This window comes from Wenzhouxiangella indolica (assembly GCF_042310355.1).
GTDB lineage: Bacteria > Pseudomonadota > Gammaproteobacteria > Xanthomonadales > Wenzhouxiangellaceae > Wenzhouxiangella.
Genome location: NZ_JBHJMR010000012.1, coordinates 77994 through 89736 on the forward strand (window position 1 = coordinate 77994; position 11743 = coordinate 89736).

Here is an 11743-nt window from a genome sequence, read left to right on the forward strand (position 1 = left end):
GGAATGACTGGCGACGATTCCCGCGTCGGCGACGTCAAACGTTACCTCCTGGACCTCCAGGACCGCCTGTGCGCCGCTTTCGAAGCCAGTGACGGCGAAGCCCGCTTCCACGAGGACGCCTGGGACCGACCCGAGGGCGGCGGCGGTCGCACTCGGGTGATCCAGGACGGCGCGGTGTTCGAGAAGGGCGGCGTCAACTTCTCGCACGTCCACGGCGCCGAGCTGCCGGCGGCGGCCAGCGCACGACGCCCGGAACTGGCCGGCCGGAGCTTCCAGGCGCTGGGCGTTTCGGTGGTCATGCACCCGGTCAATCCCTACGTGCCGACCAGCCACGCGAACGTGCGCTTCTTCATCGCCGAAAAGGAAGGCGAAGCGCCGGTGTGGTGGTTCGGCGGCGGCTTCGACCTCACGCCGTACTACCCCTTCGACGAGGACTGCCGCTTCTGGCACGAGACCGCTCGCGATCTGTGCGCTCCATTCGGCGAGGACGTCTACGCCGAACACAAGCGCTGGTGCGACGCGTATTTCTACCTGAAGCATCGCGACGAGACCCGCGGCATCGGCGGCCTGTTCTTCGATGATCTCAATGCCTGGGATTTCGATACCTCTTTCGCCTACATGCGCGCCGTGGGCGACGGCTACCTGGCCGCCTACCGCCCGATCGTGGACAAACGAAAGAGCCACGGCTACGGCGAGCGCGAAGTCGATTTCCAACGCTACCGCCGCGGCCGCTACGTCGAGTTCAACCTCGTCTACGACCGCGGAACCCTGTTCGGCCTGCAGTCGGGCGGGCGCACCGAATCGATCCTGATGAGCCTGCCGGCGGTCGCGCACTGGCGCTACGACTGGCGGCCCGAGCCCGGATCGCCGGAGGCCCGGCTGGGCGACTACCTCCAAGCAAGAGAATGGCTATGAAAGTATTCACTTCCGCCGCTTCGGCGCTTCTTCCGAGCCTGATGTTTGCAACGGTTTCGGCCCTGGCTGGCCAACCGCCCTCGCCCGAACCCGTCCAGATTGCCGATCTCCCGTCTGACAGCGTGATCGTATTCGGGGAACTGCATGGAACGAAGGAGATCCCGGCTTTCTTCGGTGAACAGGTCGAAGCCCTGGTATCGGCCGGCCATACCGTGCATGTCGGGCTGGAGATGGCCGCTAGTGATCAGGATGAACTGCGCGCGGCGATGAATTTGCCCGAGGACGAGCGACACAGCGCCCTGCTCCAGATCGAACAGTGGCGAACCGGCAAGGACGGCCGCAATTCACTTGCCATGGCAAGGATGCTGGGAAGATTGGGAGAATTGCAATCCCGTTTCGAGGATCGTCTATCGCTATTTGCATTCGACATCCCGGCTGACTGGCGTGGAACGAGCAATGACCGGGACCAGTTCATGGCCGGGGTCATCGCTGAACGGCGAGCGCAGCTTTCCGACGAAGACTACCTGCTGGTGCTGTCAGGCAATGCGCACGCCTTCGGCGTACCGGGAGCGCCATGGGATCCCGACTTTCGTTCCATGACCACCCGGGTGAAGGAGAATCATCGGGTCGTGACCCTGCGCAACCTTCAGTCCGGCGGCGAAGCCTGGATCTGTACGCCGGAATGCGGCGCACGGTCAGTTTCCGGGGTGGATCGGACGTACTCCAGGGGCATACACCTCTCACCGCTCGACATGGACTGGGCCGATCAGCCCGTCTATGACGGCGTATTCTTCGTCGGGCAACTTTCGGCGTCCGAACCGCTCCCCGTTGCCGTCGAGATGACGGAGAATCAATCCGACGGGGTTCAGTAGCGCCATAGGCGCTCGACTCCGCGCAGGTCGGGGCCGCGTCCCCGACGGACGAGATTTCTGCTTCCATCACTCGGTGCTCACGCGTAAATCCCTGTGACTGGCGCGCCGTTGTGCTTGGGGCGCTTCACGCGTTGGGGCGTGGGGTGGGTTGGCGCCACCGCACGTTCGGGTGGCCTCGACACGTCAAAGGCGTTTCGCCCGCCTGCTTCGCAGGCTGATGGCGAGTACCTTTTTTTCAAAGCGAAAAAAGGCACCAAAAATCGCTTTTCAACTTCAAAGTCCAACGCTCGGTTATCTCAGGAGCTTGGTCACTGTGGGGGCTGGCCCCTTCGGTGAGCGGGCTTCGCGAGGGCCCGGCTGGTCGCGTGGTGCTCTGGATCGTTTCCGAAAGTGGCCATGGGAGGGATCCCGGGCTTGCGCTCCGGATTGACCCCCGCGCGCTTTGCGCGCGCCATCTGCGCGGTTGCGGAGAAGCGTAGGATGCGTGGAGCGAAGCGCAACGCATCAGCCGATGCGTTATGGCCCTACGGGCCTCCACGCATCCTACGCGCCCTCGAGCTCGCCGAAAGCGCCTGCGAAGCAGGCCGGGCGAAACCGCAGTTGACGTGTCGAGGCCACCACTGCGACCGGTGGCGCCAGTCCAACCGCAGGGCAAAACGATGCGTTACGGCCTGGCGGCCTTCACGCATCCTACGAGTACTTTCGCTGACCCCTGAGCCCTGACTGCCGCAACCATCCGTCGGCGACTCGGCCCGGACCTACGGACTGACCGGCATGGTTCGGAGGTCTCAGGATGATTCGGTGGCCTCGACAACAGTCGCCGCCAGGCGCTTGAGGCGGGCAAAGTCGCTACCCCGGGAAGGCGGGGTCGGGTCGGAGGTGATCACGATCGTCAGGTTCGCGGCGGGAATCACGAACAGGGCCTGTCCGCCGTAGCCGCGGCCGTGGTAGGAGCGCTCTCCGGCCAGTTCGCTGACGAACCAGCCGTAGCCGTAGCGGTCGCCGCTCCAGGGGGAGCGCCCCCTCGGCGTCCAGGACGCTTCGATCCACGATTCGGGGAGTACGCGCTTGCCGTCGATGACGCCGCCCAGGCGATAGAGCTCACCGAAACGAGCCAGCGCCCGCGGGCTCAGCTTCATTTCGTTGCCGCCGAAGTGGATGCCCTGGGGATCGCGCATCCAGTCGGGAATGCGGATGCTCAGCGGGTCACCCAGCCACTCGCGCGCGAGCGTCAGCAGGGAATGTCCGCTGGCCTCGACCAGTGCCGCACCGGCCAGGTGGCTCGAACCGGTGGAGTAGATCATGCGCCCGCCGGGCTCATCGACCATGGGACGGGTGAGCGCGTGCGCCACCCAGTTATCGCTCTGAACCCAGGCGCCGTAGTAACGCCCCGAGGTGCTGCGCAGACCCGTCTGCAGCGACAGGGCGTGACCGAAGGTGATCTCGCCGACCTCCGCGGCCGTCGAATCGGGCACGCGCGAACCGAGCAGGTCGACGATCGGCTGCCCGGTGCCTTCGACCAGGCCGCGCTCGATCGCGATGCCTGCCAGCGCCGAGAGAACGGTCTTGGACAGGGACTTGAGATTGGCCGGAGTCGACAGGCCCGGTCCGGCGCGGACATGCTCGACCACGGCCTCGCCTTCATGCAGCACGAGCAGACTGTGCAGCCGCGAAATCGAGTTCGCGCGGTCAACGATTGCCTGCCGCTCGGTCGCCGAGATTTCAGCGGCGTGAAGCGGGCTGCCCAGGACCAGCGCTAGAATGAACGTCAGGCCAGGCACAAGCATGGCCTTCCATTTTGTACTGCTATTCAAAAACCGCATGGGCGCAAGCATGACGACCTCCGGTCAACTTTTTGACAACGCCAAGACGCGGGGTTCGGCCGAACGGCTTTCCGAGGGCGCCGTGTTGTTCCACGGGCGCATTGCCGAGCAGGCCGAAGCCATCATCGAGCGAATCCGTGAAATCGATCGACAGGCACCGTTCCGGCACCTGGTCACCCCGGGCGGCCACAAGATGTCGGTATCGATGACTTCCTGTGGGAAGCTCGGCTGGATGACGGACCGCAAGGGTTATCGCTATACCTCGACCGACCCGGAAAGCGATCAGCCCTGGCCGGCGATGCCGGTGCTTTTCAGCGAGCTGGCGCGATCCGCCGCCGAAGAGGCCGGTTTCCCGGGCTATGCACCGGATGCCTGCCTGGTCAACCGCTACCACCCGGGCGCCAAGCTGTCGCTGCACCAGGACAAGGACGAACAAGACTACAGCCATCCCGTGGTGTCGTTTTCACTCGGCCTGCCGGCCACGTTCCTGTGGGGCGGGTTCCGGAGAAAGGACAAGCCCAGCCGCCTGCTGCTCGAACACGGCGACGTGCTGGTCTGGGGCGGCCCGGACCGCCTGCGCTACCACGGCATCCTGCCGCTGCCCGAGGGCGAACACCCACTGCTGGGCGCCCAACGCATCAACCTGACGCTCCGCAAGGCGGGCCAGGAATAACTGGAACCACCGAAAACACCGAATGCACCGAAAGAGCCGGTTTTGAATTTCGGTGTATTCAGTGTCTTCGGTGGTTTGGATGTCTTGTACCAAGCCAGTCGACTCAGTCGAGGTCGGCCGGGTAGGCGCCGTCTTCGCCGTGGACTTCGCGGCCGGAGACCGGCGGGTTGAATACGCAGACCATGCGCATGTGCGAGCCCTTGTTGGCGCGCAGGATGTGCTTGTCGTGCTGATCGAGCGCGTAGATGGTAAAGGCTTCGAGCGGATAGACCTTGCCGTCCTCGACCGTCTCGATCTCGCCCTTGCCCTCGATCAGGTAGACGGCCTCGAGATGGTTCTTGTAGTGCATGTGGAGCTCGGCACCTTCCTTGATGACGGTATCGTGCACCGAGTAGCCCATGCCGGCGTCCTTGAGCAGCAGACGTCGGCTGTTCCAGCCTTCGGTATCGACATCGTCCTTGGTACCGAGAATGTCCTGCAGTTTCTTGACGATCATTGTCGTTTCTCCTGGATTCCAGTTGCGAAAAAAGAAGTCGCGCCGGGCGGCCCGGACGCGACTGCAATAACTCGGGGGTTGTCGAAGGGAGCGGCGTGACGCCGCCCCGTTCGGAGTCGATCAGGCGACCTTGCGATCCGGCGACTCGCCGTCGGCCAGCTTGGTGACCGCTTCCTCGATGATGCTCAGGCCCTTCTCCAGATCCTCGTCGGAAATGGTCAGCGGCGGGAGCAGCTTGAGCACCTGGTCGTCGATACCGGCAGTCTCGATCACGAGGCCATGCTCGAAACACTCGGCAGACACCTTGCCGGCCAGTTCCGCGTCGTCGAAGGCGATGCCCTGGATGAATCCGCGCCCGCGAAGCTTCGCCCCGGCCGAAACCTTCTCGACCAGCGCACCCAGTCGCGACTCGATGATCTCGGTCTTGCGCTTGACTTCGTTGGTGAGCTTGTCGTCCACCCAGTAGTCAAGCGCCTTCGCTGCAGTCACCAAAGCCAGGTTGTGACCACGGAACGTGCCGTTGTGCTCGCCGGGCAGCCACTTGTCGTACTCCGGCTTGAACAGCGTGATGGCGAACGGCAGGCCGAAACCGCTCAGCGACTTCGACAGGCACACGATATCGGGCTTGATGCCGGCCGGCTCAAAGCTGAAGAACGGACCGGTGCGGCCGCAGCCAACCTGGATATCGTCTGCGATCAGCAGTACGCCGTGGCGCTTGCAGATCGCGTCGAGCTCCTTGAGCCACTCCATGCGCGCGACGTTGACGCCGCCCTCGGCCTGCACGGTCTCGAGGATGACGGCGGCCGGCTTGTCGATACCCGAACCCTCGTCAGAAAGCACGTGCTCGAGAAGCTCCAGGCTGTGATCACTGCCCTGCTCCAGATAGCCGTCGAAAGGCATCTGCGAGGCGTTGGACAGCGGCACGCCGGCGCCGGCGCGCTTCATGGCGTTACCGGTAACCGACAGCGATCCCAGCGTCATGCCGTGGAAGCCGTTGGTGAACGAAATCACGTTATGACGGCCGGTGACCTTGCGCGCCAGCTTCAGCGCTGCTTCGACGGCGTTGGTGCCCGTCGGCCCCGGGAACTGGACCTTGTAGTCCATGCCGCGCGGTTTCATGATCACTTCCTCGAATCGTTCGAGGAACTTCGCGCGGGCGGTGCTGGCCATGTCCAGGCTGTGGACGATGTGGTCTTCTGCCAGGTAGTCCATCAGCGCCGACTTGATCTCGGGGTTGTTGTGGCCGTAGTTGAGCACGCCGGCGCCGGCGAAGAAGTCGATGTATTCTCGACCGTCTTCGTCGGTCAGGCGTGCGCCACGCGAGTGCGTGAACACGGCCGGAAAATTGCGCACGTAGCTGCGCACTTCCGATTCGAGTCGATTGATGGTGTCTAGATGATGACTCATTTCTTTACTCACTACTTCAGTTTGAATTCGTTTCAGTTGCTTTCGAACGGCCCGATACGAAACAGTTCCTCGGGTTCGTGACCGTCGGGAAAATGCTCGGCCAGCATGAAATCGCCGACCTTGCACTCGACGTCGTGATCCCGGGCGACCGCTCTGAACAGCTTGCGAGATGCGGTGTTGCTCGGCGTCACCGAAGCTTCCAGCCAGCGCGCGTCCGGATTTTGCTCCAGGAACGCTTCGAGCAGGCGGCGGGCCATGCCCTGCTTGCGCATGAACGGCGCCACGCCCACCTGCCAGACGAATATCGCGTCCGGACGTTCGGGCGGACGATGGCCCAGCACGAAGCCGGCGAGCTTGCCGTCGACCTCCGACACCACGCAGGTGTCGGCGAAATCGATGCAGAACAGCACGTAGAAATAGGCGGTATTCAATTCAAGGCCGCCCATCTCCTTGACCAGTTCGTACATCCGAGCCCCATCTTCCGGGCGCGCTTTCCGGAACACCGGCTTGCTATTCACCTGGGTCGCTTCAAGCGACATCGGCCACCTCGGTGTCGGTGATCTCGAAGCGATCGTGAAAAATCTGCATGGCCCGCTCGACGGCGTTGCAGTCGATCAGACAGGTCACGGCGTGTTCGAAGCGCATGACTTCGTGCACGGCAATGCCCTCGGCCTCGAGCTCTTCGCGGGCGATTTGCTCGGCGCCGGTTTCACTGCCGGCCTTGTAGCCGACGGCCGAAACACTGGCGATGGGGCCACCGACGACCACGCCGGTATCGAACTCGTCGCGAATCGACTGGGCCAGGCCCTCGTCGTCGGCAAGCTGCCCGATCGAGATCAGGTAACGGCCCGACTTGCCTTCGGCCAGTTCCGGCACGAAGACATCGAGGTCGTCGAGACGCTCGGCCAGGTTCGCGTGATCGGCCGACTCGTCGAACTCGACCTGCAACAGTTCGTCGTGGCAGGCAACACCGACGATGCGCGAACGACCGAGGCCCGGCTCGGCGCGGACGATGGTCTCGCCACCGTCACCGTGCGCCTTGCGGCAGACGATGGTCACGTCATGCTCGATGGCATAGTCGATCGCGCGCTCGTTGAGCACACCGGCGCCGTGGTGCGCCAGGGTTTTCATCTCGGCGAGGCTGATCATGTTCAGCCGGGTCGCGTTGGGCACCTTGCGCGGGTCCGCGGTGTAGACACCGTCGACATCGGAATAGATCTCGCAGCGACCGGCGCCGACGGCCGCGGCCAGCGCCACCGCCGTGGTGTCCGAGCCGCCCCGGCCCAGCGTCGTGATGTCGCCTTCGGGACTCTCGCCCTGGAAGCCGGCGACCACGACGATCTTGCCTTCTTCGAGCGTTTCGAGCATGCGTTCGGGATCGACCGTCTTGATGCGCGCATTCATGTGCGCATCGCAGGTCTTCACGCCGGCCTGCGGGCCGGTCAGGGACACGGCATCGTGACCGAGGTCGTGCAGCGCCAGGCTCAGCATCGAGGCCGAAGCCTGCTCGCCGGCGGCCAGCAGCATGTCGAGCTCGCGATGTTCCGGGTTGGAATTGAGCTTGCCTGCGCGCGCCAGCAGCTGGCTGGTCGTCTTGCCGCGCGCCGAGACCACGACCACCACGGCCTTGCCCTCCTCGCGACAGCGAGCCACGCGTTGGGCCACGTTCCGGAGTTGTCCGTCTTCTGCAAGCGATGATCCGCCAAATTTTTGAACGATGATATCCATCTTTCCGATCGTCTTTGAGTTTGAGTTTAAGTTGATGATTTTTCCTGAGCTCTGTCGGGCCACTCAGTTCTTTCCGGGGTGCATGGGCGACAGGGCCGAGCCCTCGTCCTTGGTGTGCAGGATGTCGACCAGCGCCTCCAGGCCCTGGCTGAGCTCGTCGAGCTCGTCGCCGCGCAAGCGCGTAAGCGCGTCGAGCAATGCACCCTGGGCCGGCAGCGGCGCGGTGGCCAGCAGCTCGGCACCAGCGTCGGTGATGAACAGCTGCACGACGCGCTGATCCGGACCCTGGCGGGAGCGGCGCAGCAGGCCCTTGCCCTCGACCTTGTCGAGCAGGTTGCTGGCCGTTGCCGGCTTGATCGACAGGCGACGCGCGATCTCGGACACGCTCATGCCCGGCGAACGATCCACCTCCCACAGCGCCCACAGCTGCGCTGCGCTGAGCCCGCACTGGCGTTCCACCCAGGCCGAATGCGCCTGCACGGCCCGGACGGCGACGCGGAAATTCCGCACCACGCCCATCACGCGCGGGTCATCGGGTTCGGTGACCAGGGGTGCGTCCACCGCGGTTTTCAGCGACGGATGCGCGCCATTGGCCGCAGTCTTGTTGGATTGTTTTGATCTCATTTGCGCCTAATTATATGCCAAAAAATTACTTTGTGGCTAAAGATTTGCCGAAAAACCATCCTCGGCCTTCAAGATGGCGCCTGGATGTGTGATTTCAAGCCGGTGGCGGCGGCCCGGCGGCTCCGGGGCTCAGGAAGCGGCGTCGTCGATGCGCACTCGGTTGCGGCCGGCGTTCTTGGCCGCATAAAGGGCACGGTCGGCCCGCTCGAGCAGGCGGCGCGAGTCCGCCGCAGCGTCGGGAACCACCGAGGCACCGCCCACGCTGATGGTGATCACGCCGTTGATCCCGCCTTCGGGATGGGAAAGCCCAAGCGCCTCGACGTCGGCACGCATCCGTTCGGCGAGCACGCCAATGGACTCGGCATCGGTCTGCGGCAGGAGGATGACAAACTCCTCGCCACCGTAGCGCGCGACCAGGTCGCGAGGCCGATGGACGGCGTCGAGCAGCGCCTCGGCGACTTCGCGCAGGCAATCGTCGCCAACCTGGTGTCCCCGGCTGTCGTTGAGCTGCTTGAAATGATCGATATCGACCATGACCAGGCCCAGCGGCGACTGCTCGCGCCGGGCGATGGCCCACTCGCGCAGCAGGCGTTCCTCGAAGTAGCCGCGGTTGGCAACGCCCGTCAGCCCGTCGATACGCGAACTGCGCTCGACCGTTTCGAGGGCCTGCTGCAGCTGTTCGGTGCGCTCGCGCACCAGGCCCGACAGGCGCTGCTCCCGGACCCGGAACTGCCGGACACTGAGTCGATAGACCAGCCAGGCCAGCAGCATCGCCGCAAGCGCGGCGGTCACTCGAAACCAGGTGGTCTGCCACACGAAGGGCTCCTGGACAACCGTCAGGACGGCCGATTCGCTCGACCAGATCCCGTCGTTGTTGCTGGCGCGCACCTCGAAGCGAAACTCGCCTGGCGGCAGACGGGTGTAGTAAGCCGCGCGGCGTCCGCCCACATCCTGCCAGCCGCGGTCATAGCCTGACAGGCGATAGCGAAACCGCACTTCGCCCGGCGCGACCAGGCTCAGCGCGGTGTAATGGATTTCCAGGTTGTCGCTGCCCGGCGGCAGACGAACCACGTCCTCGAGGGAAAGGCGACGGCCGTCGGCAATCGCCTGTTCGATCAGCACCGGAGGCTCGACCCGGTTGACCGGGAGCGAGACGGGGTCCACCCGAACCAGGCCGGCCAGCCCGGGAAACCAGATCGAACCGTCGGACTCGGTCGCCACCGAGGGCTGGAATCCACCCGCGAACTGGGCATTCCTCAGCCCGTCGGCTTCGTTGAAGAGTCGGGCGTCGAGTTCGATCTCGGCGCCGTCGGCAAGCGCCACCAGGTCGTCGCGCGCAACGCGCACCAGACCGCCACCGCCGCTCAACCACAGATGACCCGCCTGATCCGCGGCAATGCCGTACACGGATGCCTGCGGCAGCCCGTCAGCCACCGTGAAGTGATGAAACTCGCCGTCCCGGTAAAGACTCAGTCCGCTGTCGCGCGAACCGATCCAGAGCCCATCGCCCTCGTCTTCGTGGAAGGCGTAGATGATATTGCCCGGCCCGCCCTCGTCGGCCGGGAAATTCTCGAAGGCATCGCCGTCGAAACGGCTCAGGCCGCCACCGTTGGTGCCCAGCCATAGCGCACCGTCGGCGTCGATGTGCATCTGGCGAACCAGGGCGTCGGGCAGGCCGTCTTCGCGCGTCCAGGTCCGAAACTGACCGTCGCGCATCCGGCTGATTCCGCCGTCGGCGGCCACCCAGAGTGCCCCGTCCCGGTCGAGCAGCAGGGCAAAGATGTGATTGCTGGGAAGGCCGTCTTCGCGCGTCCAGCTGCGAACGCCGTCGGCGGACAAGTGGTCGAGCCCGCCGCCGAAACTGCCCACCCAGATGCCCCCCTCGCCATCGGGAGCCAGGGCGGAAATATTGTCGCTGGCCAGGCCGTCTGCAGTCGTGAAACGCTCGATCCCGCGGTCGTCGAACCGGAACAGCCCGGATCCTTCGCTACCCGCCCAGAGGACATCATCGGCCCGATCCACGGCCACGACGAAAGTCGCCTCGGCAAGGCCTTCCGGCTCGCCGAAAGTCAGGAACTTGCCGTCACCCAGGCGGTGCAGCCCCTCGCGGGTGGCCACCCACAGGCTGCCCTCGCGGTCCTCGAACAGGTCGAACACGAAGGCCTCGGCCAGGGCGCCCTGCTCGAAATGGGCGATCTCGCCGTCGTGCATCCGAATCAGGCCGTTGTTGTAGGTACCGAGCCAGAGGTTGCCGTCGCCGTCCTCGACGATGCTCTGGATGCCATTGCCCGCCAGGCCCTCGGGCAAGTCGTACGCTTCCGGCGCCTCGGACCCCATGCTGTAGAAGCCGCCCTCGTAGGTGCCGATCCAGATCGACCCGTCCCGGTCTTCGTAGACCTCGTGGACCTGGTCGGATACCAGGCCGGTGGCGCGGCCGAAAGTGGTCATCCGGCCCTCCTGCATGCGCGTGACACCGGCCACCAGGCTGGCGAACCACATCGCGCCACTGCTGTCCTGGTGGACGTCGAAGATGCGATTGTGGGCCAGGCCGTCGTCGCTGGTCAGCGTCGACACCGACCCGTCCGGGGCCAGGCGCGTCACCCCGCCGGCGGTTCCGAACCAGATCGCGCCGTCCTCATCCTGGTGGATGTCGTAGACGATCCCGTGGGCCAGGCCGTCGCCGGTGCCGAAAGGCTCGAACTCACCGTTGCGATAGCGAAGGGCGCCGCCGCCGTAAGTGCCGATCCACAAATCCCCGTTGTCGGCTTGGGTCAGCGAACGGACGTCGTGACTAGCCAGTCCCGGCGTGTTGGAAGTACTGAAGACATCGGCCTCGATGCCGTCGAATCGGACCAGGCCGTTCTGCGTTCCGAGCCAGAGGTAACCGTCTTGCGACTGGGTGACCGTCCAGACGGCACCGGGCGGCAACCCCGCCTCGCGGCCGTAATGATCATGCACGTACTGCGACGGCAGACGGCCCGGGTCGAGCGCGAACGAGGAAACGCTGAGCAGGCCCAGGAGTAGTCCGGCGGCAAGTCGTTGGAACCCGGCCACCGAAGGCTCCCGCATCACTACCCCGCTTCGATTTTCCAACGCCAACCCTCCCTAGTGTACCCCGTCACTCATATTGTGACTTATAGCGAGTGCCTCAGGGGCCAGATGCAAGGCGCGATTGCGCCGGCGTAGTGGGGCTACGTCAAGCAAT

10 protein-coding genes are annotated in these 11743 nt (G+C 64.7%); 3 read left to right on the plus strand and 7 right to left on the minus strand.

The window, feature by feature from the left end:
* Positions 1 to 3: 3 nt before the first annotated feature.
* On the plus strand, positions 4 to 915 hold the full coding sequence (hemF, locus tag ACDC67_RS12635) for an oxygen-dependent coproporphyrinogen oxidase (protein ID WP_376693663.1): 912 nt from the start codon (positions 4 to 6) through the stop codon (positions 913 to 915).
* Positions 912 to 1787 carry a hypothetical protein gene (locus tag ACDC67_RS12640; RefSeq protein ID WP_376693665.1) on the plus strand — a complete coding sequence of 292 codons (876 nt, stop codon included), beginning with the start codon at positions 912 to 914 and terminating at the stop codon, positions 1785 to 1787. Before hemF ends, ACDC67_RS12640 begins: the two co-directional genes overlap by 4 nt.
* Positions 1788 to 2575: 788 nt before the next feature.
* Here ACDC67_RS12640 and ACDC67_RS12645 read toward each other — a convergent pair.
* Positions 2576 to 3574, minus strand: a complete 999-nt coding sequence (locus tag ACDC67_RS12645) for a serine hydrolase domain-containing protein (RefSeq protein ID WP_376693666.1) — start codon at positions 3572 to 3574, stop codon at positions 2576 to 2578.
* 46 nt (positions 3575 to 3620) lie between these two features.
* Between ACDC67_RS12645 and alkB the strand changes: the two genes are divergently transcribed.
* Positions 3621 to 4283: a DNA oxidative demethylase AlkB gene (gene alkB, locus ACDC67_RS12650; protein WP_376693668.1), complete on the plus strand. Its 663-nt coding sequence runs from the start codon at positions 3621 to 3623 to the stop codon at positions 4281 to 4283.
* 103 nt (positions 4284 to 4386) lie between these two features.
* On the opposite strand, the gene ACDC67_RS12655 is transcribed toward alkB, so the two are convergent.
* From ACDC67_RS12655 to ACDC67_RS12680, 6 genes are all read right to left on the minus strand, one after another.
* Complete coding sequence (locus ACDC67_RS12655) at positions 4387 to 4779, minus strand: ectoine synthase (protein WP_164231472.1); 393 nt, start codon at positions 4777 to 4779, stop codon at positions 4387 to 4389.
* A gap of 120 nt (positions 4780 to 4899) precedes the next feature.
* Positions 4900 to 6186, minus strand: a complete 1287-nt coding sequence (gene ectB, locus ACDC67_RS12660) for a diaminobutyrate--2-oxoglutarate transaminase (RefSeq protein WP_376693670.1) — start codon at positions 6184 to 6186, stop codon at positions 4900 to 4902.
* A 32-nt stretch (positions 6187 to 6218) separates the two neighbouring features.
* Entirely contained in the window at positions 6219 to 6725 is a 507-nt protein-coding gene (ectA, locus tag ACDC67_RS12665) for a diaminobutyrate acetyltransferase (RefSeq protein ID WP_376693671.1), read from the minus strand.
* The gene (locus ACDC67_RS12670; RefSeq protein WP_376693673.1) at positions 6715 to 7914 is read right to left on the minus strand and encodes an aspartate kinase; all 1200 of its coding nucleotides are present in this window, start codon (positions 7912 to 7914) and stop codon (positions 6715 to 6717) included. The genes ectA and ACDC67_RS12670 overlap by 11 nt, the downstream gene beginning before the upstream one ends.
* Before the next feature lie 63 nt (positions 7915 to 7977).
* Positions 7978 to 8538, minus strand: a complete 561-nt coding sequence (locus tag ACDC67_RS12675; RefSeq protein WP_376693675.1) for a MarR family winged helix-turn-helix transcriptional regulator — start codon at positions 8536 to 8538, stop codon at positions 7978 to 7980.
* 129 nt (positions 8539 to 8667) lie between these two features.
* On the minus strand, positions 8668 to 11592 hold the full coding sequence (locus tag ACDC67_RS12680; protein WP_376693679.1) for a two-component regulator propeller domain-containing protein: 2925 nt from the start codon (positions 11590 to 11592) through the stop codon (positions 8668 to 8670).
* Between the last annotated feature and the right edge of the window lie 151 nt (positions 11593 to 11743).